The organism is Tessaracoccus palaemonis (assembly GCF_019316905.1).
GTDB lineage: Bacteria > Actinomycetota > Actinomycetes > Propionibacteriales > Propionibacteriaceae > Arachnia > Arachnia palaemonis.
Window position 1 is genome coordinate 103,339 of record NZ_CP079216.1, and the last position, 24,487, is coordinate 127,825.

The 24,487-nt window shown below is 70.7% G+C and carries 18 protein-coding genes; 10 read left to right on the top strand and 8 right to left on the bottom strand.

From position 1 onward, the window contains the following. Position 1 precedes the first annotated feature (1 nt). From KDB89_RS00450 to KDB89_RS00465, 3 genes are all read left to right on the top strand, one after another. On the top strand, positions 2-748 hold the full coding sequence (locus KDB89_RS00450; RefSeq protein WP_219082434.1) for a TetR/AcrR family transcriptional regulator: 747 nt from the start codon (positions 2-4) through the stop codon (positions 746-748). A 177-nt stretch (positions 749-925) separates the two neighbouring features. Then, on the top strand, positions 926-3,106 hold the full coding sequence (locus KDB89_RS14725) for an ATP-dependent DNA ligase (protein ID WP_369408087.1): 2,181 nt from the start codon (positions 926-928) through the stop codon (positions 3,104-3,106). A gap of 188 nt (positions 3,107-3,294) precedes the next feature. Beyond that, positions 3,295-3,771 (top strand): YbaK/EbsC family protein, encoded by a 477-nt coding sequence (locus KDB89_RS00465; protein WP_219082436.1) that lies wholly within the window; start codon positions 3,295-3,297, stop codon positions 3,769-3,771. Between the two features lie 144 nt (positions 3,772-3,915). On the opposite strand, the gene KDB89_RS00470 is transcribed toward KDB89_RS00465, so the two are convergent. The 4 genes from KDB89_RS00470 to KDB89_RS00485 form a co-directional block, all read right to left on the bottom strand. Beyond that, positions 3,916-4,629: an FMN-binding negative transcriptional regulator gene (locus tag KDB89_RS00470; RefSeq protein WP_219082439.1), complete on the bottom strand. Its 714-nt coding sequence runs from the start codon at positions 4,627-4,629 to the stop codon at positions 3,916-3,918. A gap of 195 nt (positions 4,630-4,824) precedes the next feature. Then, the gene (gene murJ, locus KDB89_RS00475) at positions 4,825-8,535 is read right to left on the bottom strand and encodes a murein biosynthesis integral membrane protein MurJ (protein WP_219082441.1); all 3,711 of its coding nucleotides are present in this window, start codon (positions 8,533-8,535) and stop codon (positions 4,825-4,827) included. Further along, the gene (locus tag KDB89_RS00480) at positions 8,532-10,427 is read right to left on the bottom strand and encodes a DUF6049 family protein (protein ID WP_219082443.1); all 1,896 of its coding nucleotides are present in this window, start codon (positions 10,425-10,427) and stop codon (positions 8,532-8,534) included. Before KDB89_RS00480 ends, murJ begins: the two co-directional genes overlap by 4 nt. Before the next feature lie 63 nt (positions 10,428-10,490). Beyond that, positions 10,491-11,228 carry a FadR/GntR family transcriptional regulator gene (locus KDB89_RS00485; RefSeq protein ID WP_219082445.1) on the bottom strand — a complete coding sequence of 246 codons (738 nt, stop codon included), beginning with the start codon at positions 11,226-11,228 and terminating at the stop codon, positions 10,491-10,493. A gap of 146 nt (positions 11,229-11,374) precedes the next feature. Here KDB89_RS00485 and KDB89_RS00490 point away from each other — a divergent pair, with 146 nt between their 5' ends. Genes KDB89_RS00490 through KDB89_RS00505 form a run of 4 tightly spaced genes read left to right on the top strand, consistent with a single transcriptional unit; the run spans position 11,375 to position 15,456 of the window. After that, a complete protein-coding gene (locus KDB89_RS00490) occupies positions 11,375-11,920 on the top strand; it encodes a gluconokinase (RefSeq protein ID WP_255556045.1) in 546 nt (181 codons plus the stop codon). Between the two features lie 14 nt (positions 11,921-11,934). Beyond that, positions 11,935-13,272, top strand: coding sequence for a GntP family permease (locus KDB89_RS00495; RefSeq protein WP_219082447.1), 1,338 nt, complete (start codon positions 11,935-11,937; stop codon positions 13,270-13,272). Positions 13,273-13,285: 13 nt separating this feature from the next. Then, positions 13,286-14,308 carry a phosphogluconate dehydrogenase (NAD(+)-dependent, decarboxylating) gene (gene gnd / locus KDB89_RS00500; RefSeq protein ID WP_219082450.1) on the top strand — a complete coding sequence of 341 codons (1,023 nt, stop codon included), beginning with the start codon at positions 13,286-13,288 and terminating at the stop codon, positions 14,306-14,308. 44 nt (positions 14,309-14,352) lie between these two features. Next, on the top strand, positions 14,353-15,456 hold the full coding sequence (locus KDB89_RS00505; protein WP_219082453.1) for a VanZ family protein: 1,104 nt from the start codon (positions 14,353-14,355) through the stop codon (positions 15,454-15,456). Positions 15,457-15,458: 2 nt separating this feature from the next. Here KDB89_RS00505 and KDB89_RS00510 read toward each other — a convergent pair whose 3' ends face one another. Continuing rightward, a complete protein-coding gene (locus KDB89_RS00510) occupies positions 15,459-16,397 on the bottom strand; it encodes a 1-phosphofructokinase family hexose kinase (protein ID WP_219082456.1) in 939 nt (312 codons plus the stop codon). Between the two features lie 22 nt (positions 16,398-16,419). Then, the gene (locus KDB89_RS00515) at positions 16,420-17,820 is read right to left on the bottom strand and encodes a CCA tRNA nucleotidyltransferase (protein ID WP_219084145.1); all 1,401 of its coding nucleotides are present in this window, start codon (positions 17,818-17,820) and stop codon (positions 16,420-16,422) included. An 85-nt stretch (positions 17,821-17,905) separates the two neighbouring features. Here KDB89_RS00515 and KDB89_RS00520 point away from each other — a divergent pair, with 85 nt between their 5' ends. The 3 genes from KDB89_RS00520 (at position 17,906) to KDB89_RS00530 (ending at position 22,555) form a co-directional block, all read left to right on the top strand. Next, positions 17,906-18,706 (top strand): carbon-nitrogen hydrolase family protein, encoded by an 801-nt coding sequence (locus KDB89_RS00520; RefSeq protein WP_219082458.1) that lies wholly within the window; start codon positions 17,906-17,908, stop codon positions 18,704-18,706. 166 nt (positions 18,707-18,872) lie between these two features. Then, complete coding sequence (locus tag KDB89_RS00525; protein ID WP_219082460.1) at positions 18,873-21,161, top strand: transglycosylase domain-containing protein; 2,289 nt, start codon at positions 18,873-18,875, stop codon at positions 21,159-21,161. Between the two features lie 29 nt (positions 21,162-21,190). Then, the gene (locus KDB89_RS00530) at positions 21,191-22,555 is read left to right on the top strand and encodes a glycosyltransferase family 87 protein (RefSeq protein ID WP_219082463.1); all 1,365 of its coding nucleotides are present in this window, start codon (positions 21,191-21,193) and stop codon (positions 22,553-22,555) included. Positions 22,556-22,766: 211 nt separating this feature from the next. Here KDB89_RS00530 and KDB89_RS00535 read toward each other — a convergent pair whose 3' ends face one another. Continuing rightward, positions 22,767-23,393: a response regulator transcription factor gene (locus KDB89_RS00535; RefSeq protein WP_219082467.1), complete on the bottom strand. Its 627-nt coding sequence runs from the start codon at positions 23,391-23,393 to the stop codon at positions 22,767-22,769. After that, positions 23,393-24,472 (bottom strand): sensor histidine kinase, encoded by a 1,080-nt coding sequence (locus tag KDB89_RS00540; protein WP_219082470.1) that lies wholly within the window; start codon positions 24,470-24,472, stop codon positions 23,393-23,395. Before KDB89_RS00540 ends, KDB89_RS00535 begins: the two co-directional genes overlap by 1 nt. Positions 24,473-24,487: the final 15 nt, after the last annotated feature.

The window sequence follows — 24,487 nt, forward strand, 5'->3', positions numbered from 1 at the left end:
CATGGACGTCCCCAGCACCCTCGGTCTCCGGGCCCGCAACAAGGCCGCGAAGCGCGCCGCCATCTCGCGGGCAGCGGCCGAACTGTTCGCCGCCCACGGGTACGCGGGCACGACGACGCAGCAGGTGGCCCGTGCGGCCGACGTCGCCGAGGGGACCGTGTTCAGGTACGCGAGCTCGAAGCCCGAGCTGCTGCTGATGGTGATCAATGAGCATCTCCGGCCGCTCGTGGAGTCTGCCTCCGACCTGCCCGACGGGGCCGCCCCCGACGAGGCGGTGCTCGGCATCCTCGATCCGATCATCGACCTGGCCCACGACCAGCCCGACAACGCGGCCCCCTTCCTACGGGAGGTGCTGTTCGGGGAGGACGGCCCGCAGCGCTCCGAGTCACTCGAGATCGTCGCGGAGCTGCGGGGACGGATCGCGGCCGTCGTCGCCCCCTACGGGGGGCGGGGCGATGGCGTCGACGTCGAGGTCGGCCCGCGTAATGTCCAGGGTTCTCGCTCCTTCGGGGGGCGGTTCGAGGGCGTGGGCGTTGAGGTGGGCCCGCAACCGGTCCAGGGTTCTCGCCCCCTCGGGGGGCAGTTCGAGGGCATGGGCCTCGAGGAGGTGGCGAGCTGGCTCTTCTCGACGGTGGTGACGGAGCTGTTGCGCGAGGTCGTCGGCCTCGGCTCGTCCGACCCCCGGGCCGTCCTCCGGGCCCGTGTCCGGGTGTTGCTTCGCGGGCTCGGCATCCCCGTCGGCCCCTGATCTTCCCTGCCCCTGCTCTTCCCGCGACCCCACCCTCGCCTTCCAGGTCCCGCCGCTGTTCCGCGCACAACGATGCCTATTTCGGGAGCGCTGCGATATACGAACAGCGCTGGGAGCATACGCATCGTTGTGCACGAGGTGGTGGGCGGAGGACGGGCGGACGGATACGGTTGCGACATGGCTGGGGAGGCTGGGAGAAGAGAACTGACCCTGCACGTCGACGGGGCGCAGACCCGCGACGTGCGGCTGACGAGCCCTGACAAGGTGCTCTGGCCCGACGCGGACGGTGGTCCGGTGACCAAAGGGGAGCTGGCCCGCTACCTCGTGGCCGTCTCGGGGGAGTTCCTGCGGCTCGCCGGGGACCGCCCGATGACGCTGCAGCGTTTCCCCGACGGGGTCGGGGGCGAGGAGTTCTTCGCGAAGCGGCCCCCGCGCGGCGCGCCCGACTACCTCCGCACCGTCACCTGCACCTATCCCTCCGGCCGACGACACGACCAGCTCGTGTTCGACGAGCCCGCCGCGCTCGCCTGGGCCGCCCAACTCGGCACCATCACGTTCCACCCGTGGCCGGTGCGCACCGCGAACCTCGACAACCCCGACGAGCTGCGCATCGACCTCGATCCGCAGCCCGGCCGAGGATTCGCCGACGCCGTGACCGCGGCACTGACGCTCCGCGACCTGATGGCCGAGCTCGGGCTGAAGGCCTTCGCCAAGACCTCCGGAAACCGCGGCGTCCATGTCTACGCGCGCATCCGGCCCGACCACGAGTTCCAGCAGGTGCGCCACGCGGTGATCGGCATCGCACGCGAGCTGGAACGCCGACTCCCGGACCTTGTCACATCGTCATGGTGGAAGGAGGAGCGCGGCGAGCGGGTGTTCGTCGACTTCAACCAGGCCAACCGTGACCGCACCATCGCCGCCGCCTACTCACCCCGTCCCCTGCCCGCCGCCACGGTGTCGACCCCGCTGGCCTGGAAGGAGCTGCCCGACGCCGACCCGCGCCAGTTCACCGTCCGGACCGTTCCCGCGCTGCTGGAGCGACGACCCTGCCCATGGTCGGACATCGACGACGAGGTGGGTGACATCACGGCCGCCCTCGGGCTCTGGGAGGCCGACCTGGAGCGCGGCCTCGGCGAGCTGAACTTCCCTCCCGACTACCCCAAGATGCCCGGCGAGCCGCCGCGGGTCCCGCCGAGCCGCCGCAAGGCCGACCGCGCCGACGAGGAGTACATGCCACCGAAGGCCGAGCGCGACGCGCAGTGGGGCACGGCCATCCACCCGCCGTTCGGCCCGATGCTGGCCAAGCCCGTGAAGAAGCTCCCCAAGGGCGAGTACCTCTTCGAGCCCAAGTGGGACGGCTTCCGCGCGATCATCTGGCGGTCGGGGGACCAGGTGGAGATCGGGTCGCGCAACTCGCGCCCGATGACCCGCTACTTCCCGGAACTCGTCGAGGCGGTGATCGCGAGCTTCCCCGACCACAGCGTCATCGACGGTGAGATCGTCATGATCGACCCCACCACCGGCGACCGCCTCAACTTCGACGCCCTCCAGCAGCGCATCCACCCGGCCGCGTCGCGGATCGCCAAACTGAGCGCCTCCATGCCCGCGACCTTCGTCGCCTTCGACATGCTCGCTCTCGGCCAGGAGAACCTGGCCGAGCGCCCCTTCGCCGAGCGGCGCGCCGCGCTCGAGAAGGCACTCGCCGACGCGAAGCCACCCGTCTTCCTCACCCGCGCCACGCGAGACGAGGCCCTCGCGATGGAGTGGTTCTCGTCGTTCGAGGGCGCCGGACTCGACGGTGTGATCGCCAAGCCGCTGGGGGAGCCGTACGCCGAGGACAAGCGCGTGATGTACAAGCTCAAGCACGAGCGGACAGCCGACTGCGTCGTCGCCGGCTACCGGCTGTACCGCGACGAGCCGGGGGTCATCGGGTCGCTGCTGCTCGGCCTCTACACGGTCGACGGGAACCTCAATTCCGTCGGCGTCATCGGAGCGTTCCCGATGGAGCGCCGTCGGGAGCTGTTCGAGGAGCTGCAGCCGCTGGTCACCGACTTCGAGGGTCACCCCTGGGCGTGGGCCGCACCCGAACCCGAGTCGCCCGACAATCGCGACCAGCCCGTGCCACGGACACCGTCGGCAGCCGCGCACTCCCGCTGGAACGCGAAGAAGGACCTGTCGTTCACACCGCTTCGACCCGAGCGCGTCGTAGAGGTGCGGTTCGACCACATGGAGGGCGACCGGTTCCGCCACACGGCGCAGTTCGTGCGGTGGCGTGAGGATCGCGAGCCGGGGTCGTGCACCTATGAGCAGCTGGAGGAGCCCCTCAGCTACGACCTGGCCGACGTGCTCGGCACCTGATGCCGGCCAGGTCGCGGCGTGGGATCGAACTCGTGCCGAGCGCAACCGCGTCCCGGTGCTCGCATGGTGGGACCCGTCGGTCACCGTCGGGCCGCGTCCCGGAAGAATGACGCAGACGTCGACTGCCCGGGTGACAGCGCCGGGACATGGTCGTCGGATGGCGTAGTCAGCACCGCGGAGGGACCCCGATGACCGCACACCTGCCCGAGCGCAGCCGACTCGTCGCGAAGGCGGTCCTCGACGCCGGCCTCGATCTGGAGGTCCGTGAGCTGTCTGCCTCCACGCGCACCGCGCGCGAGGCCGCCGACGCGCTCGGCTGCGACGTCGGGGCCATCGCCAGTTCGCTGCTATTCCTCGCCGACGGCGAACCGCTGCTCGTGATGACGAGCGGCGCGCACCGGGTCGACACGAGCGTCCTCGCCGTCGAGGTCGGGGCGACGAGCATTGCCATGGCGAACGCCGCGCGCGTGCGCGAGGTGACCGGTCAGGCCATCGGCGGCGTGGCGCCCGTCGGGCATCCGGCTCCGGTGCGGACCGTCGTTGACGGGTCACTGGCCGACCACGAGGTCGTCTGGACCGCCGCGGGCACTCCGCACACGCTGATGCCGATGACCTACGACGAGCTCCTCCGCCTCACCGGAGGCGAGGTCGTGCGGGTCGCCTGAGCCACCATCGATCCGCCCATCCGGCCTGGATCGCGACCGCCGAATGAGCAGATCCTCCTGCCCATCGCGTCTCTGTGCGGTTTTTTGAGGGGTTCTCGCGACGACAAGTGTGTCGTGCTCATCGCGCTTCGGAGAGTGACCCGGCTACGCCTCGTAGAGCGGGGTGGCGTCGTCCATGGCGTCGGCGACGGCGAGGTCCTGGCCGCGGCCGCGCTCGCGCAGCCCCGCCGAGGCACCCGAGCGGTCCTGCTCCGTGCGGTTCTGGCCCAGCTTGAAGCGGCCCTTCACCTCCGTGACGCGCAGCTCCAGCCCGACGACGCCGTGCAGCATGGCCTCGTAGTAGGCGGTCGGGGCCTCGTCGTGGGTCCACGGGCCGCGGTGCGCGTCGGCGGGGCAGCCGTCGGTGATGCGCTTCTCGTCGAAGTCCTCGGCGAGCGTCGTCATCTCGTCGCGCAGTCGGTCGGTGTCGCGGTGGACGCGGAGCATCCCGGCGATCTGCACCTGCTGGTAGTTCCACGTCCCGACACCGCGACCCTCCGCGCGGCCGCGCGCGGCGCCGCCGTTCTCGCTCGACTGCACACTCGGCAGCCAGCGCGGCGAGATGTAGCTGTTCGGGCCCTGGACCACGACGCGGCACGGCATCTCGCCGTCGATCCTCGCGAACTGCTCGTTGTGCCCGGACGCGTGGGCGGTCAGGGTGTTGCCGCGCCACAGCGTCGGCAGCAGCGTCGCGCAGGGGATCTCGTCGCCGTCGGCCGTGATCCACAGCGCGGCGCCGACCTCCTCGAGCAGGGCGCGGCACTCCTTCTCGTCGACCTCCTGGCTGGCGGGGATGTAGACGTAGCTCGCGGGATCCATGGAGACCAGACTAGGCGCAGGCGGTCGCGGGGCCGATCACGGCCCGTCGGATGAGCACATCCTCCTGCTCGTCGGCCGAAAACCGTGATCTGAACGCTCACATCTCGGTGACAAGTGTGTCGTGCTCATCGCGCCCCCGGGACGAGCGGATCCCGGCCCGGGCGGGGAGGGACGGGAGGGGAGGGGAGGGGAGGGTCAGCGGACGGTGATCTCGTTGACCTCGGCACGGTAGCCGCCGTCGACCTTGGGGAGATTGGTGAAGTAGACGAGCAGGTACCGGGTCGAGACGGGCTCGTCGAGCTCGATCGTTCCCGAGCCCTTGACCTTGTCCGTCGCGACGACGTTCCAGTTGGCCGACGTGCGCATCGACGCCTCCGAGCCGTTCGGCACCCGCAGCTCGACGGTGGTCGTGCCGCCCGTCAGCTGCAGCTCGACCGATGCCACCTGCTGCTCCTCACCCAGGTCGAGCACGATGCCGACGCCCGGCTTCAACCCGCCGAGGTTCGGCCGGTTGAGGTAGCGCATGGTCTGCCAGCTGGTCGCCGGGTCGCCGTCGATGACGGCTGCGACCTCGCCCGGGTTCTCCTCGCCGTTGCCGCCGTCCGCCTCGGGATCGAAGTCCCTTGCGGAGGCGATCGCGATGGGTTCGGTGGCTCCGGACTGCTCCGGCGAGGCGGTGCCGCCCGCGGATGCGGATGCCGCTGGGTCGGCGGCATTGTCGCGGATGCTGTTCATGCCGACGACGATCAGCGAGATGACGAGCGCCGCCGTGGCGAGGATCAGCACGATCCACAGGCCGCGGCGGGATTCCGGCTCGCGCCGCGCGGCCATCCCCGCATCGCCTTCGGCCGGGTCCTGGTCGCCGGCCGCGTCGCTGCCTGCCGCCAGACGGTCGAGTCGGCTCAGCTGGCCGGTGGGGCCCCCTGGGAAGCCGGCGTCCGTCGCATCTCGAGCGGCGCCGAGAGTGGCTCCGGCGGCCTCGCCGCTCGAGGAGCCGGAAGCCGCTGAGCGTGTCGCCGAACCGCCGGGGGCCAGCGAGAGCGCCAGGTCGGGCCGCTGACCGGAGGCCGCGGTCCACGACGGTGCTGCGGGTGCCCAGGAGCGGACGCGGGCCTCGAGGTCCGCCGACGCGTCGGCGGAGCCGAGCACCTGGACGAGGGCCGTGACGAACTGCGCGGCGGTGGTGATCCTCCGTTCCCCGGCGGCCCCCCGCTCTGTGATCGTGGCGCTGCAGATGCGGTCGAGGGCGGGGGAGACACCCACCTGCACGGTGTGCGCGGGCGCGGTCTCGCCGGCGATGATCGGCGCGGCAGGAAGCCCGAACTCGTCGTCCCCCGGCCAGTGACTGACCAGCATCGCGTAGAGGAGCCTGCCGAGGCCGACGACGTCCGCGGACTCGCGGTCCGACCAGGAGACCGGACGCTCATCCGCCGCCAGCGTCGCGTCGATGCCGAAGCCGACGAGCCGGACTGCGCCGACGGTCGTGATGATGACCGACTCCGGGTTGATCTGCTCGTGGAAGAGGCCCTGAGCGTGTACGCCGACCAGGGCGTCGCCCAGCTCGCGGGCTACGAAGGCCGCTTCGATGGCGCTCAGCGGTCCTCCCCTCAGCAGTTCGCCCAGCGTGCGGCCTGGGGCGAACTCCGCCACGACGTAGGCGCCGATGCCGGCGGTGGGATCCACGATCTCGTCCGCGTCCAGGACGCGCAGGAACCGCGAGTCGGTGGCGGCGGCGCCCTTGCGGGCCGCCGCCAGCAGGGACGTGATGCGCGCATCGCCCGGTGCGACGACGTGCACGACGACGTCGCGCGACAACACCTGGTCGTGAGCCCGCCAGGACTCCGTCCCGAGACGCGTGGTGAGCAGCTCCTCCAGCTCGTAGCGGGTCTGCAGCAGCGTGCCGACGGTGGCGATGCGCTGCGTCGCCTCCGCCTCCGCCTCCGCCTCCGGTTCGGGCTCCTCCGCGGGCCGGAACACCGAGTCGAGGTCGAAGCCCTCGTCGTCGGCAGGCGGGGCGGGTTCGGTCACGGCGGCCATGGGCGCGGTCGCCGGCCCGGCCTCGGTGCCCTCGAACGTGTGCGTGGTCATCGCAGGCCTGGTGCGGATGACCGTGGGCGGATCGAAGTCGGGGACGTCATCGGCTCCCCGGCGCGGGGACTCGTCGACGATCGCCGGCTGGATGAGCGTCGGCAGCTGGTCGTCGAACAGCTGCTCGCGGGCGGAGAGCTCGTTCGCGTCCTCCTCGGAGGCGGAGTCCCCGGTGCCGCGGCGGCCGAATCGGGTGCGGACCAGCTCACCGAGGTTGGCAAGCTCGCGCACGTGCAGGGCCTTGGCGATCAGCAGGTAGGCCGCGAGGATCAGCACCCCGCCGACGATCAGCGCGACGATGTCGCCGACCACGGCGCTCGGGATCAGGTTGATGATCGGGTCCGTCAGGAAGTACGCGGCGACGCCGCCGATGGAGGATCCGAGCAGCAGCCGCACGATGTGGAGGACCAGCTGGCCGCCGTCGAGGTCGGGGATCCGCTTCTTGAGCGCCTGCCACGAGAAGAACACACCGATCAGGTATGCGAGCGAGAAGGCCGTGGCGAGCGCCGCGGCGACCCAGCCCGGGTCGGTGACCACCCAGACGAGCACCCAGGCGCCGAGCATGTTGGTGCCCGCGATGATGATCTGCAGCATGAAGGGCGTCCGGGTGTCCTCCAGCGCGTAAAACGTGCGGAGGCAGACGAACTGCACCGTGTAGGGGATCAGACCGATCGCGAAGCCCATGAGGGTCCAGGCGATCCAGCTGGCGTCCTCGGAGCCGGTGCCGTGCCCGAACAGGAGCATCGCCATCGGGCCGGAGAGCGACATGAACGCGACGGTGGCGGGCACGATCGCGATCAGCGAGAGCCGGATGGTCTTGGTGAACTCCTGCGCGACGCCGGCGCTGTCACCGCTGGCCGCCAGCCGCGAGGCGTTGGGGAGCATCGCGGTGGCCAGCGAGACGGTGATGAGCGAGTGCGGCAGGATCCACAGGAGGTGGGCGTTGGAGTACACCGTCGCGCCGGCGCCGTGCCCGGTGGCGGTCGCCGACGTGGCCAGCTGGTTGACCAGCATCAGGGCGACCTGGTTCACCGCGACGAAGCCGAACGTCCACTTGGTCAGCGAGAACGTCTTCCCCAGCCCCGTCCCCTTCAGGTCGAAGCGGGGCCGCAGCTTGAACCCGACGCGTCGGATGAACGGCAGCAGGGTGATGAGCTGGGCGGCGATGCCGAGCGTCGAGCCGATGCCGAGCACCAGGATCTGCGCGGTGGTGAAGGCCTGGGAGTGGTCGTCGCCGTTGCCCCAGACGACGAAGTAGACGCCCATCGTGAGGATGGAGATCACGTTGTTCGTGATGGGTGCCCACATCATCGGGCCGAACTTGTCGCGCGCGTTGAGGATCTGGCCGAACAGGAAGAACGCGCCGTAGAAGAAGATCTGCGGCAGCGTCAGGTAGGTCAGCGCGACCATCGCCGCGTACTGCGACGAGAGCTCCTCGACGCGCCAGTCTGCCGACGTGTACAGCTGCGTGACGAGCGGCGCGGCCGCCGTGATGATGACCGCCACGGCCGTCACGGCGATCATGAAGGCCGTCATGATGCGGTTGGTGTACGCCTCGCCGCCGTCGTCGTCGTTCTTGATGGCCCTGACGATCTGCGGCACGAGGACCGTGTTCAGCGCCCCGCCCGCCAGCAGGATGTAGAGCGCGTTGGGCACCATCGTGGCGATGTTGAGCATGTCGGCCTGGCGGGTGCCGTTGCCGAGGATGAACGCGACCATCATGACGCGGACGACGCCGAGGACGCGCGAGATCATGGTGCCCGCGGCCATGAAGGCGCTGGCCGACAGGAGTTTCTTCGTGCTGCTGACCTGGCTCACGGCTGGACCCCCTCGGACTCCGCCCTGGCGCGCTCGCGCCGGACGGTGCGGATCCGCCACGCGGTGCCGCCGAGTACCACTGCACCCGAGACGACGATGATGATCCAGCCGACACGCCCGAAGTTCGTCGCCGTGATCTCGATGGTCACCGGAGCGCCGATCGGGACCCCTCCGGTGCTTGTCACCTGGGCGTGGACCAGCGAGACGCCGTTGGAGGAGGCCTCGGGCACGACCTCGAGCGTCAGGGCCTCGCCCGGCTGGACGGTGACGCCCGCCAGGTCGGGCACGCGGATGCGCTGGGGCGAGTCCGACGTGAAGCGCACGTCCACGGTGACGGGGACGGCGAGCGTATTGGTCAGCGTGGCCGGGAAGGTGTTGGTGCGCGAACCCATCACGAAGGACGCCGCCGCGCGCAGGGTGACGGCGTCGTTCGAGACGCGTTCGGGGGCGTTCGTCCTTGTCCAGGCCAGCGCGTCCGCCTGCGTGGCGAAGTCGGCGCTGAAGGCGGTCGCGAAGAGGGAGTCGATCCCTGCGGGCTCTGTTCCGCTCAGGTCGCCGATCAGCCCGGCGTTGCCGCGGGCATCGTGCAGGGCATCGGCGACGTCGCTCCAGGCAGCCACCGTGGTGTCCGTCGGCCAGACCAGCGCGGACTGCGGCATGGTCGTGGGGACGGTGCGGGTGCGCAGGTGGTCGAGTTCGGCATCGCGCCTCGCCTCGGCGGCCGTGCTGATCAGGTAGAGGGGGGTGCGGTCGGCGACCAGGTCGTCGGCCACCTGTCTCGCGAGTTGCACGCCCTCCTCGAGGCCGCCGAGCTCAGCCTGCGACGCGGCCATGATGACGTTGGGTGCGCCTGCCTGTGAGCCGGAGCCTCCGTCGACGATCACGGTGTCGATGTCGCTGAGGTCCGCCAGCATCGACTCGTCGGCCCCGGCCGTGAGGACGGCGACGCTCGGCAGACCGAGCAGCGCCTCAGGGGTGGCGGACGCGGCCGCTTCGAGCGTCGGGGCGAGCGCGCCGCTGGCCGCCGCGCGGACCAGGTCGGGGTTGCCGTAGGGCAGCCGCCAGACGGAGCCCGCCGCAATCAGCTCGTCGACCCGACGCACCCAGCGCAGCGCGACCCCGCTGCCCGACTCCTCATCCTCCCCGACGGTGTGGGTGCCGGACATCTTCTGGGCCGCATCGTAGAGGGCCGGGTCGAGGGCGGTCACGACGTCGGTGCGGCTCGCGCTGCCGAGCAGCGTCTCGAGTCGCCCGCCGAGCTCGTCCTCGAGGGAGTCGTCGATGAAGGTGCCGTCGGTCGTCCACGTCGGCGTGGCGGTCAGCAGCACCACCGACGAGGACTCGACGCTCTGGCCGGTGGCGGCCATCGCGATGGCGTCGCGGCCGACGACGCTGCGGCCGGTCGCGTCGTTGGGCAGCCCACGGACCTGGACGCCGATCAGGTACACCACATCGGTGGCGGTCAGCGGCGTGCCCTCATCCGTCAGCTGGGCGACGGTGCCGCTGACGGTGAAGTCCACTCGCTCGCCCGGCCCGAACTCGTCCTCCTGCGAGATGGTGAAGTAGTTGTCCTCGCTCTGGTTCAGGCGTTCGCCCGCGGGCGGCGCCTCGAGCGCCGCGGTGACGGCCGCGCTGCTGGCCAGTGGCGTGGGGGAACGCCAGAAGTGCACGTTGGCGAAGCGGATCGGCACCGTGGAGACGTTGGTGACCGTGCCCTTCAGCGTGATGACCTGGTCCGGGTCCGTGAGGTCGATCGTCGCCGTCGAGACCGAGGAGATGGTGACGTCGAGGTACTCGCCGGCGGCGAGGGCCGGGCGCACGGAGGCGCTGACGAGGGTCACGGCGAACAGCGCGGCGGCGAGGGCTGCGCGCAGCAACCGGGAGGAAATCACCGTCTCATGGTAGTCGGACGCCGCGGCGGCCCCGCAGCAAAGCTCCCCGACGCGCGGACGCCGTCAGGTGGGCGACCCCGGGAGAACGACGGCGTCGCGCACCTCGTCGAGGATGGCCTGCATCGCGGAGCGCGCGGTCGCCGGGTCTCCGCGGAAGATCGCCTCGGCCACGGCCTCGTGCCCGGCGAGGGCCTCGGGCTGTGGGCGCGGGGGCATCAGGCCGAGTTCCGTGCGGCCGGTCAGCACGACGGCGACGACGTCGCTCAGCGCGGCGAACAGCTCGTTGCCGCTCAGCGCCAGGATCGTGCGGTGGAAGTCGATGTCCACCTGGAGGAACTCGGTCAGCTCGCCCGCCTCGCCGAGCCTGCGCATCTCCGAGGCCAGGGGCATCAGCCGCGCACGGGCGTGGACGTCGCCGTTGCGGGCCGCGCCTTCCGCCGCTGCGGGCTCGACGGCCAGGCGCAGATGGGTGAGGGAGCGGAGCTGCTCCTCGCGTCGCGTGGAGTGGAGCCGCAGATCGATGAGTGAGGAGTCGAGCACGTGCCACAGGGACTTCTGCTGCGCGACCAGCCCGTGCCGTCGGCGAGTCCGCACCAGGCCCATCGTCTCGAGCTGGCGTGCCGCCTCGCGCGCGACCGTGCGGGAGACATTGAACCGGCCCTGGATGTCCTCCAGCGTCCGGGGCTGGCCGATCTCCCAGACGCCGTCGATGATCTCGATGCCCAGCGTGCGGGTGACCCCCTCATGCAGGAGGTCTCCGGGGCCCGCGGCTTCACCGGTCGGATCGACGTCGATTCTCATGACCCGAGTCTAGTGAGGGCATACCCTGCGTGCCCCGCGGACTCCCTGTGGGAAGAAAGATGATACGAATCTCTTGTCAAGGAACACCTTTACGGGTTATGGTCATCCCACAGACGGGCACAGGTGCCCGACGAGAAGGGTCAAAGATGACGGATACAGACCACCGGAGCATCCACCTGGTCCTCATGGGCGTCGCGGGCTCCGGGAAGACCACGATCCTGCACGCGCTGGCAGACCGGCTCGGCTGGTCGGTGGCGGAGGGCGACGCCTTCCACCCCGAGGCGAACGTCGCCAAGATGCAAGCCGGGCACCCGCTCACCGACGAGGACCGCTGGCCCTGGCTGGAGCGGATCGTGACGTGGACCGACGTCGAGGACGCCGCGGGCAGGGACACGCTCGTCACCTGCTCCGCGCTGCGCCGCGTCTACCGCGACAAGCTCCGCGAGGCTCCCGGCCGCACGATCTGCGTGCACCTGGCCGGGGCCGAGAAGCTGATCGCCGAGCGGATGGCCGCCCGCGCGGGGCACTTCATGCCCACCTCGCTGCTGCCGTCGCAGATCGCGACGCTCGAACCCCTTGGCGACGACGAGGACGGCATTGTCGTCGACGTCAACCAGACCACAGAGGAGATCACCGACGAGATCGTCTCGCGGCTGCACCTCGTCGCTGCCAACTACCACACCCACCACTGACACCGGAGTCACCCATGACCACTCAGCTCGTTCTCGCGGCCCTGGCAGGTATCGCCGTCATCGTCGCGCTCATCGTCTGGCTCAAGATCCATCCCTTCCTGGCGCTGATGGCCGGCGCCGGCACGATGGCCATCGCGGCCGGAACCCCCTACCAGGACCTGTTCTCCTCCTTCACGACGGGACTCGGCGACACCATCGCGGGCGTCGGCCTGCTCATCGTGCTCGGCTCGATCATCGGCACACTGCTCGTCCACTCGGGCGGCGCCGATGTGATCGTCGACACCATCCTCGCGAAGACCCCCGTGAAGCGGCTGCCATGGGCCATGGCGCTCATCGCCTTCGTCGTCGGCATCCCGCTGTTCTTCGAGGTCGGCGTCGTGATCCTGATCCCCGTCGTGATGTTCGCCGCGCATCGCGCCAAGCTGCCCGTGATCCTGCTCGGCATCCCCGCGCTCGCCGGCCTCTCCGCGCTGCACGGCCTCGTGCCCCCGCACCCCGGACCCCTGATCGCGATCGACGCGCTGGGCGCCAACCTCGGCCTCACGCTGGGCTTCGGCCTGCTCGTCGCCATCCCCTGCGTCGCGATCTCCGGCCCGATCCTCGGCCGCGTGATGGCGAAGTGGGTCCCGATCCCGGCCCGCGAGAACTTCCTCGGCGAGGTCGACACGGATGCCCCCGACGGCCGCAGGCCCTCCTTCGCCGCGGCGCTGATCGTCGTCCTGCTTCCCGTGGTCCTCATGCTCGCCCGCACCGTCGTGGAGATGGCGGGCTCCGAGGAGTCCGGGCTCGGCCAGGCCGTCGTGTTCGTCGGCACGCCGCTGATCGCGCTGACCATCACCACCGTCGTCGCGATGTTTCTCCTGGGCTACACGTTGGGCCGCACCCTGAAGCAGGTCTCCGACACCGTCGGCTCCTCCTTCGCGCCGATCGCCAGCATCCTGCTGATCGTCGCGGCGGGCGGCGGCTTCAAGCAGACGCTGGTCGACTCCGGCATCGCCGACGTCATCGCGTCGGGCATCGTGCAGGCCTCCATCCCCGTGATCCTGGCCGGCTGGATCGTCTCGGCGCTCATCCGCGTCGCGACGGGCTCCGCGACCGTCGCGACCATCACGGCCTCGGGCATCATGGCCCCGCTGGCGACCGACCTCACCTCCCCGCACCTTGCGCTGCTCGTGCTGGCCATCGGCTCCGGCTCGGTGTTCCTCTCCCACGTCAACGACGCGGGCTTCTGGCTGGTCAAGGAGTACTTCGGCATGACGGTGGGCCAGACGTTCAAGACCTGGTCGCTGATGGAGACCGTGCTGTCCGTCACGGGCCTCGCCTCGGTGATGCTCCTCTCGCTCGCTTTCTGACAAGGAGTCACACATGCAGTTGGGAATGATCGGGCTCGGCCGGATGGGCGCGAACCTCGCAAGGCGCCTGCTGCGCGCCGGCCACGAGGTCGTCGCCTACGACGTCAACGCGGAGTCGGTGGCCGAGCTGGCCGCCGACGGCGCGGTCGGCGCATCGTCGCTGGCGGACCTCGTGGCGCGGCTCGCGCCGCAGCGGACCGTGTGGATCATGATCCCCGCGGGCTTCGTCGACGGGACTCTCGACGGGCTGGTCGGCCTCCTCGATGCCGGTGACACGGTCATCGACGGCGGCAACTCCTACTACCGCGACGACCTTGGCCGCGCTGCCCGGCTCGGGGAACTGGGCGTCGACTACGTCGACGTCGGCACCTCCGGGGGCGTGTGGGGACTCGAGCGCGGCTACTGCCTGATGATCGGCGGACCCGACGCGACGGTGCGGCGGCTCGACCCGCTGTGGCGGGCGCTCGCGCCCGGCGCGGGCGAGGCCGAGCCGACGGCGGGGCGCGGCGAGCCCGCCGGCCGCACGGCCCAGGACGGCTACCTGCACTGCGGCCCGACCGGCGCCGGGCACTTCGTGAAGATGGTCCACAACGGCATCGAGTACGGGATGATGGCGTCGATCGCGGAGGGGATGGCCATCCTGGCCGGCGCCGACGCGGGGCTGACCGACCACGTCGTCGACGCCGAGACCGCGCCCCTGCGCGACCCGGAGAACTACCGGTACCGCTTCGACCTGGGCGAGGTCGCCGAGGTGTGGCGCCGGGGCAGCGTCGTCGGGTCGTGGCTGATGGACCTCACCGCCTCCGCGCTGGCCGCCGACCCCGACCTCACCGGCTTCTCCGGCCGCGTCTCCGACTCGGGGGAGGGCCGCTGGACGGTGCTCGCCGCCGTCGAGGAGGGCGTTCCGACGCCCGTCATCTCGGCCGCGCTCACCTCACGGTTCGCGTCGCGGGGTCTCGACGAGGTGGCCTCCAAGATCCTCTCGGCGCAGCGCGCGCAGTTCGGCGGCCACGACGAGCGCAAGCACCTGGGCTGAGGGGTCGGTCGCGCTCAGCCGGGGGTCGTTGACATACTCGTGACGTGATCGAAGCCTGGACCTGGCCCGCCTACGTGGGCGTGCTGCTCGGCGCGGCTGCGTTCGTCGCGCTCTTCGTACCCATCCTCGTGTGGGAGTCGCGCCGGATGGGGCAGATCCGCCTGCTGCGGGTCGTCGGGGCGGCGGCCGTCGCCGTCTACGGGGTGGCGCTGATCGCCTACACGCTGCTGCCCATTCCGGACTCGCAGTGGTGCGCCGCCAACCCGTCGCCGCCGCGCAACCTGAAGCCGCTCAGCTTCGTCGGCGACCTGCTCGACTACTACCGGGCCAACGGCGTCCGTTCGCTGCTCCGGAGTTTCGTGTTCCTGCAGGTCGTGTTCAACGTCGTGCTGTTCCTCCCCTTCGGCGGCCTGTGGAGGCGGTACTTCGGCGGGCGGGTCGCCACGGCGACGCTGCTCGGTTTCTGCGCGTCGGTGGCCATCGAGGTCACGCAGACGACGGGGGCCCTCGGCCTCCTGCCCTGCGCGTACCGGGTCGGCGATGTGGACGACGTGCTCCTCAACTCGACCGGCGCCCTCATCGGCGCCGCCCTCGCGGGGGCGTTGTTCTTCTTCGTCCCTGACGCGCGCGCCGAGTCGCGGCGACGGGGCCGCCCCCGCCCCGTCAGCAGGAGCCGCCGCCTGGTCGGCATGCTGGTCGACTACGCACTGCTTGCCGCGGTGCAGGCGTCGATCGCGCTGGGCTGGCGCGCGACGCAGTACTGGATCCTCAAGGTGCCGGCCAACCGCCTCGACGAGGTCGACGGCGTCTTCTGGGGAGGGGTCGTCGGCTTTGTGCTGGTCGTCGTCCTGCCGTGGTTCACGGCGAGCGGCGCGTCGCTGGGTCAGCGGACGGTGTGGCTGACGCCGGGCGGGGAGAGGGCCGGCTTCTGGCGGCATGCTGCGCGTTCGCTCGCGGGTTTCGGCGGCTGGGCGCTGCTCAGCACGGTCGCCTCGGTGCCCGGACTGCCGGCCGCGGCCGTCTCGGGGCTGGAACTGGCCGCATCGGTGCTCGTCGGCGCCACGTTCGTCGCGCTGGTGTTCGACCGGAGCGCCCGCGGCCTGTCGTTCCGGGCCGCCGGCCTGGAGGTCGTCGACTCGCGGGCCTGAGGTCAGGCGAACACCACGCGCGGCAGGTTGGCCCAGGCCGCCTCGCCGAGCTCCGTGCCGCGGTTGCCGGCGACGTGCGCGGCGGCCGCCGCGAGGCCGTGCCGCACCCACCCCGTCGGTTCGTCCCCGTCGAGCACGCCCCAGGCGAGGCCCGCGACCAGCGCGTCGCCCGCCATCACCGACTGGACCGGACGCTCGACGGGGCACGCGGCCCTCGCGACGCGGGTACCGTCGAGGAACGCGACGCCGGCGGCGCCCAGCGACACCAGCGGCAGCCGCGCCCCGGCGGCGGCGAAGGCGTCGAGCGCGGCGCGCACCCGGTTGGCGGGATCGGCCGCGGCCACGGCCGGGAGGGCCAGGATCTCGTCGTCGTTCGGCTTGAACGCCAGCACCCCCGGCACCTCCAGCGCGGCGACGAGCGCGTCCTTCTGCGCGTCCACGATCACCCGCGCACCGCGGGCCAGGCAGGCGCGCGCCAGGTCCGCCCACGTCGTGGCGGGCAGCCCGGCAGGTGTCGACCCGTTGAGGGTGACGACGTCGCCGGGGGCCACGTCGGCGAGCAGGCGGCGCGCCAGGTTCTCCAGCGGCGCCGGGTCGGCGAGCCGGAACCCGGCGCCGACGAAGTGCGCCGCGACCTTCTCGCCCGTCTGGTCGACGAGCGTCAGGTTGTGCCGGGTCGCCCCCGGCACCGCGACGAGCGAGTGGGCGATGCCCTCGGCCGTCAGGCGGGCTGAGTAGTCGGGCTGGTCGTCGGCGCCGATGAGCGCGTACGCGACCACGTCGAGGCCCAGCGCGACCGCGGTCCTGGCGCAGCTGATGCCCTTGCCGGAGCAGACCGAGCGGAAGTCGTGCATGGTCCCGACGCCGCCCCAGGCCAGGCCGCTGACCGTGAAGTAGTCGTCGTAGCCGGTGTTCAGGGTGACGGTGCGCAGGACTGCCATGGCGCCAAGATACCGGCGGTGGTCAGCGGGCGGCCCACCACTCCTTCAGCAGGCGGACGGCGTCGTCGTGCTCGCGCGGGCCGTTCTCCGTGCGGTCCTCGAGCAGGAAGCGGTACGCCTCGCCGACCTCGCGGCCCGGCCTGATGCCCAGCACGGCCATGATCTCGTCGCCGTCGAGGTGCGGGCGCAGCGCCTGGAGCTCCTCCTGCGCGGCCAGTTCGTCGATGCGCCACTCGAGCTCCTCGTAGCTGCGCCGCAGCCGCGTGGCCTTCTGCCGGTTGCGGGTCGTGCAGTCGGCGCGGGTAAGGATGTGCAGGTGCTCGAGCTCGTCGCCGGCGTCGCGGACGTAGCGGCGGACTGCGGCATCGCTCCAGCCGCCGTCGCCGTATCCGTGGAACCTCAGGTGCAGCTCGATCAGCTTCGCGACGGACTTCACGACGGCGGCCGGGTACGTCATGGCCTTCAGACGCTTCTTGATGAGCTTGGCGCCGACGATGTCGTGGTGGTGGAACGTGACCTTCGAGCCCTCGAACCGTCGGGTGGCGGGCTTGCCGGCGTCGTGCAGCAGAGCGGCGAGGCGGTTGACGATGTCGGGCTGGTGGCCGCGGGCCTTCTCCAGCTCGATCGCCTGGTCGAGGACGGTGAGCGAATGCTGGTAGACGTCCTTGTGGCGCGCGTGTTCGTCGAGTTCGAGCTGCATTGCGGACAGCTCGGGAATGAAGTGGTCTGCCACGCCCGTGCGCACGAGCAGGTCGATACCCTCGCGGGGAGCGTCGGTCAGGAGCAGGCCGGAGAACTCCGTCTGGATCCGCTCGGCGGAGACGATCTCGATCCGGTCGGCCATGTCCTTCATGGCGGCGACGACGTCGGGCGCGACGCTGAACCCCAGCCGCGAGGCGAAGCGCGCGGCGCGCAGCATGCGCAGCGGGTCGTCGGAGAAGCTGATCTCGGGCGTCGACGGGGTGCGGATGATGCCGTCGGCGAGGTCGTCGAGGCCGCCGTAGGGATCAAGGAAGGCCTTGGTGGCGACGTTGATCGCCATGGCGTTGACGGTGAAGTCGCGGCGGATCAGGTCGCCGTCGATCGTGTCGCCGAACGCCACCTCGGGCTTGCGGGACTCGCTGCGGTACACGTCGGCGCGGAAGGTGGTGACCTCGATCTGCCACTGCGTGCCTCCGGAGTTCTTGAGGGCACCGATGGTGCCGAAGTCCTTGCCGATGTCCCACGTCGCGGGGGTGAACTGCTTCAGCAGCGCGTGTGTCTCGTCGGGGGTGGCGGAGGTGGTGAAATCGAGGTCGTGCCCCAGCTCGCCGAGCAGGGCGTCGCGGACGGAACCGCCGACCAGGAAGATCTCGTGTCCGGCCTCGGAGAACAGGCGACCCAGATCGTCGATGACGGGCGCGATGCGCAGGAGTTGGCGCATCGCGTTGGTCTGGGCTTCGGTCAGACTGGGCACGAGGCACGATTCTAGTGCCGCGCATCGCACTCAAGCCCCGGGAGGAGCCCAGATGTCGGAAATCGGCGTTGCCGCAGCCCAGTTCGGCCCCGTCGCGGACGAGGCCGCCAATCTCGATCGCATCCGGGAACTCGCCACGCAGGCGGCCGGCCGCGGCGCCCGCGTGGTCGTCCTCCCGGAGTACTCCAGCTACTTCGTCGACCCGTTCGACGACACACTGGCGGCCCACGCCCAGAGCGTCGACGGCCCCTTCGTCGCGGGCCTGCGCGACCTGGCGGCCCGCCTCGACCAGGTGCTCGTCGCCGGACTGCTGGAACAGGGATCGGGCGGGCGGGTCCGCAACACCGTCGTCGCGGTCGGGGCCGACGGCCCGCTCGCCACCTACCGCAAGGCCCATCTCTACGACGCGTTCGGGCAGCGCGAGTCCGACCGGGTGGAACCCGGCGAGCTGACGGCGCCGGAGACCTTCGACCTCGACGGCCTCCGGTTCGGGCTGGTCACCTGCTACGACCTACGGTTCCCGGAGTCGACGCGCGTGCTCGCCGACGCGGGCGTCACCGCGGTCCTGATGCCCGCGCAGTGGGTCCGCGGCCCTCTCAAGGAGGACCACTGGGCGACGCTGATCGCGGCGCGGGCCATCGAGAACACCTGCTACGTGGCGGCCGCCGACCACCCGCCGAAGTACGGCATCGGGCTCAGCCGGGTGGTCGACCCGCAGGGCGTGACGCTCGCCGGCATCGGGGCGGGCGACGGGCTCGCCGTCGGCTTCCTGGCGGCCGACGAGGTCCGCCGGGTGCGCGAGCGGAACCCCGCCCTGGAGCTGCGCCGGTACCGGGTCGTACCGCGCGGATAGGCGCCCGCGACCGCGGTCCGATCCTGTGCGGGAGGGGCGACACCGTGGTCCCCGATCTGCCGGCTTCGCCCGGTGTGGATGTGGCCGATCTTGCCCCGACGCTTACGCTGGTACGGGCGACCCGCACAGTGGGCCGTCGGGGGAGAAGGAATCTTAAGGACGTCACATGGCCAAGTCACCAAGCTCCGGAGGCAAGCGCGGGAAGACCAAGTCCCGCGCCCGCACGATCTGGGGCCGCATCGGCATCGGCGCCCTCGTCGCGTTCATCGTCGTCGGCCTGACCGGGCTCGGTGGCCTGTTCTTCCTCTACACGACCACCGACCTGCCGGACCCCAACTCCGACTTCACGACGAACACCACGTTCATCTACTACGCCGACGGCGAGACGCAGATGAGCTCCCTGTCGGTGCAGAACCGCGTCAGCCTCGACTACGAGGACATGCCGCAGGTCATGAAGGACGCCGTCGTGGCGGCCGAGAACCGGTCCTTCTGGGAGGACCCGGGCTTCTCGATCTCCGGCATGGCGCGCGGCGCGTGGAGCATCGCCACCGGCGGTGAGCTCCAGGGCGGCTCGACCATCACCCAGCAGTACATCAAGATCCTCTACCTCGACTCCAGCCAGACGGTCACCCGCAAGGTCCGCGAGCTGATGCTCGCCACCAAGATGGGCCGCGAGATGCCCAAGGAGGACATCCTCGAGGGCTACCTCAACACCATCTACTTCGGGCGCGGCGCGTACGGCATCCAGGCGGCCTCCCGCTCCTTCTTCCTGAAGGACGCCAAGGATCTCAGCCTCTCGGAGGCAGCGGCGCTGGCGGCGATCCTCAACAACCCCAGCGCCTTCAACCCGTCCGGCGGCGACGAGAAGCTCGAGGCGCTCTACGACCGCTACACCTACGTCCTCGACGGCATGCTGTCCATGGGGACCATCACGCAGGCCGAGCACGACGAGGCGTACGGCTCGCTGCCCGAGTTCCCCGAGGTCCCCGTCAACAACCGCTACGGCGGCTCGAAGGGCTTCCTGGTGAAGATGGCCGAGGACGAACTCGTCGAGCACGGCTTCTCCGAGGAGGAGATCCAGGGCGGCGGGCTGCGCATCGTCACCACGATCGACAAGACGATGCAGGACGCGGCCGCCAAGACCGCGAAGGCCTACACGAAGCAGGCGGCCGAGGACGCGTACGGCGACCCGGATCCCGCCGACCTGCACGTTGCCATCTCGTCGGTCGACACGTCCAACGGGGCGATCCTGGCGCAGTACGGCGGCCCTGACTACGTGAAGAACCAGCGCAACTGGGCGACGACCGACCGTCCGGCGGCGTCGACGTTCAAGACCTTCGCAACCATCGCGGGGCTGCGCAACGGCTTCTCGCTCGACTCGACCTTCAATGGCAACACGTTCGTTCCGCGCGGGGATACGCAGACCATCCGCAACGAGTTCAGCTACCAGTACGGCCCGGCCGTCACGCTGCGGAAGGCGACCGCGGACTCGATCAACACCGCCTTCGTCGACATGACGCAGCAGATCACCGACGGTGCCAGCGAGGTTGAGAAGGCCGCCAACGATGCGGGCGCCCCGACCAGCCGCGGCTGGGACCTCAACAACCGCATCGCGCTCGGCGCCGCGGAGGTCAGCCCGCTGAACATGGCCAACTCGTACGCGACGCTCGCCAACGGTGGGGAGCGCAACGACACCCACATCGTCGCGAAGGTCATGGACAGCGAGGGCAAGGTCATCTACGAGGCCGACCCCGGCTCGGAGCAGACCATCGAGAAGAACGTCGCGGCCAACGTGACCGACGCCCTGACCTCCGTGGTCACGGAGGGCACCGGCACGCGGGCCTCGGCGCTCGGCCGCCCCGTCGCGGGCAAGACCGGCACCAACGGCGTAGAGGACGCCATCACGTCGGCCTGGTTCGTCGGCTACACCAAGCAGATCTCGACGGCCGTGATGTACGTCGCGGGCGATTCCGGCAATGAGGATCTCGAGGACTACAAGCGGCCCCAGGATGCGACGTTCTTCGGCTCCAGCTACCCGCTGATGACGTGGGTGGACTACATGATGATCGCCACCGACGGGATGGACGTCGAGCAGTTCGACACCGCCGACGACATCAAGCCCGAGGTCAGCACCAGCCCCGCGGCGACCAGGTCAGCCAGCCCGACGGCCTCGCCGTCACCGACCCCGTCGGAGACCCCCTCCGAGGACCCGTCGGAGGAGCCGACGAGCGCGGCCCCGACGACCGCCGCCCCGACCACGGCAGCCCCGACGACGGCGGTGCCGACGACCGCGACGCCCACCCAGGCTCCGACGACCGCGACGCCCACGAAGGAGCCGACCCTGGCGACGCAGGAACCGACCGCGAAGCCGGATGAGACCGGCGACGCCGGTGGCGACGGGGACGGTGACGGGGACACCGGTGAGGGCGCGGGCGACGGCGGCAGTGAGGGATAGCGTTCGGCGCGCCCACTAGAGTGATGGGCGTGACCAACGCGATGTGGCCCCGGCTCGGTGGCCCGATGGGCAGCCACGCGGCTCCGAGGGGAGTCTGGTTCAACCCGCTGCCCTGGATCCTGCTGGCCGGCACCGCGGTCTTCCTCGTCCTGTTCCTGAGGCACACGCCGTGCGTGCAGGTCGTGGCCGACAACGCCGTCAACGTCTACATCCGCGTCTGCTACTCCGACATCCAGGCCACGTTCCTGTCCCAGGGGTTCGGGCAGGGCGTGTCGGCCTTCGGGACCGACGCCATGACCTTCCCGCCGCTGACGGCCGCGTTCATCTACACGACGCAGCTGATCGGCGTGTGGGTCTTCGGTTCCTCGGTCTACCCGGGCGCCGCGCTGCAGGAACAGGTCGACGCGTCCGTCGTGTTCTTCGGGCTGACGGCCGTCGGGCTGTTCGTGTGCCTGCTCGTCACGCTGCTGTGCCTCGCCCGGCTGGGCCGCGACTCCGACGCGCGCAGGCCGAGCTGGGACGCGATGATGGTCGCCGCGTCGCCCGTCGTGCTCGCGGTCGGCCTGATCAACTGGGACCTGTTCGGCATCGCCCTGACGTGCCTCGGCATGTTCCTGTTCGCGCGCCGCGCCGTCGTCGAGTCGGGGATCGTGCTCGGGTTGGCCGCCTGCGCGGCGACCATGCCGATCGCCGTCGTGCTGGCCGTCACGGTCGCGTGCGGGCTTAGGGGCGGCTGGAAGGTCGCGCTGCGCTTCGTGGTGCCCGCCGTCGCCGCGTTCTTCCTGGTCCACCTACCGCTGGTGATCCAGGACTTCGACTCGGTCTACGCCTTCTACCACGGCGAGATCAACAAGGAGACGGGCTACGGCTCGCTCTGGTACCTGGCGTCGCTGATGGGCGCCTCGACGCGCAGCACCGGGTCGCTGGCCTTCGTGCTGCTGATGCTCGGGTTCGGCATCCTGATAGCCTGGCTGTACGTCACGCACCGCACGCCGCGCGTCGGGTCGCTGGTCGAGGTGATGCTGCTCGCTACCTGCCTGCTCGGCCCGGCGTATCCGCCGCAGACGGCCCTGTGGCTGCTCGTCGCCGTCTACTGGGCGCGCCCGTACCGCTGGGAGATGGCGGCCTTCACCCTCACGCAGGTCGCGTACTACCTGGCCGTCTGGCCTTGGCTGAACGGCTCGCTGACCAGCGCCCAGTCGGGCCCGTACGCGGTGTACTGGCTCGCCATCCTGGCCCGCGCGGGCGTCGAGGCCTGGCTGCTGGTGTCCTGCCTGCGCGACATCGCGACCCCCCGCCGCGACCTGCTGCGCACCCCGTCGTCGCCGGACCCCATCGGCGGTGTCCTGAACGACGGCGAGACCCTCACGAGAGTCGCCGCGCCGGTTCCCTGAGCCGTTGCCGGTTCCCTGAGCCTGTCGAAGGGCGCCGAAGCGAAGCGAGGCGGAATCCCCCGCGGCAAGACCTTTCGCTTCGCTCAAGGCACCTCGACAAGCTCGGCGACCCGGTTCCGTGAGCCCGCCTTTCGGTTCCCTGAGCACTTCGACAGGCGCAGCACAGGCCCTGTCGAAGGGCCCGAAGCGAAGCGAGGGGTCGGACATCAGCTCAGCTACCCGACAGGTCCCACAGCGACGCCACGCTCATGAGGCGAGGCCGGGACCGAACGCCGGCGCGACGAGCCATCACGCCGACCCGGCGCTTGACGGTGACCGCGGAGACGCCCAGCGTGTCGGCGATCTCGCCGTAGCCGACGCCCCGCACGACGAGATGGAGGATCGCCCTGTCGGTGGGGTCTCCCAGGACCCCGTCGGGGACGGGCAGTACCTGGGAGGGAGCCCCGGCAAAGGTCGAGAGCGACCCGCTGGAGTTCACGAAGAGCCCTGCGTGAGCGGCCGCTGCCGCGGCGGCCAGGGCCACGACGGGCTCGTCTTTCTGCAGCAGGCCATTCGCCCCGGCGGCGACGGCCTCTGCAAGGGTGACGCTGCTGAAGCTCGTCAGGAGCACGACGGCCGGCGGTCTGGGTCGGGTCTTGAACTGTCTCGCGGCCTCCAGCCCGCCCATGCGGGGCATGCGGATGTCCATCAGCCAGACGTCGACGGGAACTGCGACCCCGAGCGCCTCGGCGCCGTTCGACGCCGTGGCGACCACCGTGATCCCTGCACACTGCCCCAGCGACCGCTCAAGGTAGGAGCGCGACAGTTCGTCATCGTCGCAGATCGCGACGTCGATCATCAGGAGGCCCGCTCGAGAGGAAGCGAGACGGCGCAGATCCAGTCGTCCTCGGTGTACGTGACGTCCACCTCGCCCCCCACGGAGCGGGCGAACTGGGTGAGGCTCACGGTGCCGAGGCCGGCCTTGACGGGCCCACTCGAGCCCCGCTCGTTCGTCACGGTGAAGTCGAAGGCCGTGTCCAGTCGTGCCGCGGTGACCTGCCATCGCCCCTTGGCCCTGCCGTGCTGGGCGACGTTGAAGAGGGCCTCGTTGAGGATACGGCCGGCCGCGAGATCAACGGCCTGCGGCAGCGACGGGGTGAGGTCGCCGTCGGTCTGGCCCTCGAAGTTGGCCTTGTCGAGGACGGAGCGGCCGGATTCCAGAGCGCTGGCGAAGGTCCATAGGGGCTGGTCACCGATGCCGAGGTCTGAGGACATGGACGCCACGGTTGCGCGGAGGGAGGCGCCGGCCGAGCGGGCCCTGGCCGCCATATCGTCCAGGAGTTCAGGCGATGTTCCTGTCACCTTGGCGTGTTCGGCCTGCATGGCGAGAAGCGTCAGGTCCCTGCAGACCACGTCGTGCAGCTCGAGCGCTGCCCGCATCCGGACCTCGCGATGCCGCTGGGTGGCTCGGTCGGTCGCCGTGCGCGCCGTCGCGTAGAGAGCGAGTCCGAACAGCAGCATGAAGCCGTCGAACATCGCCCAGGTGTACAGCCCCTGGCCGAAGGCACCCGGAGCGTCAGTCGAACGGTAGGTGGACACGACCGAGCACGTGAACACCACGGCGAACGTGACGGCGAACAGCCGCCAGCGCCCGCGCCGCATCAGGCTGATGACGCAGCACATGAGGGTCATCGGCCACAGGCCCAGCTCCATCGGATCGAAGGCCATGCCCGCCACCGCGACGAGGATGGCAAGGGCGGCCCCCGGGCGGGGGAAGCGCCCCGTGACTGCCACGGCGACAGCGGCCAGCACGTCAACGACGAGGAGGTACGGGTCGCCCTCGCGCGGCCCGTTGCGGGCGAAGACGGCCACGCCGAGGAACAGGGCGGCGAGGATGAGCTCCAGAGCGCCGTTGCTGAAGGCCTTGAACCAGGTCACACGCGAAGGCTAGGC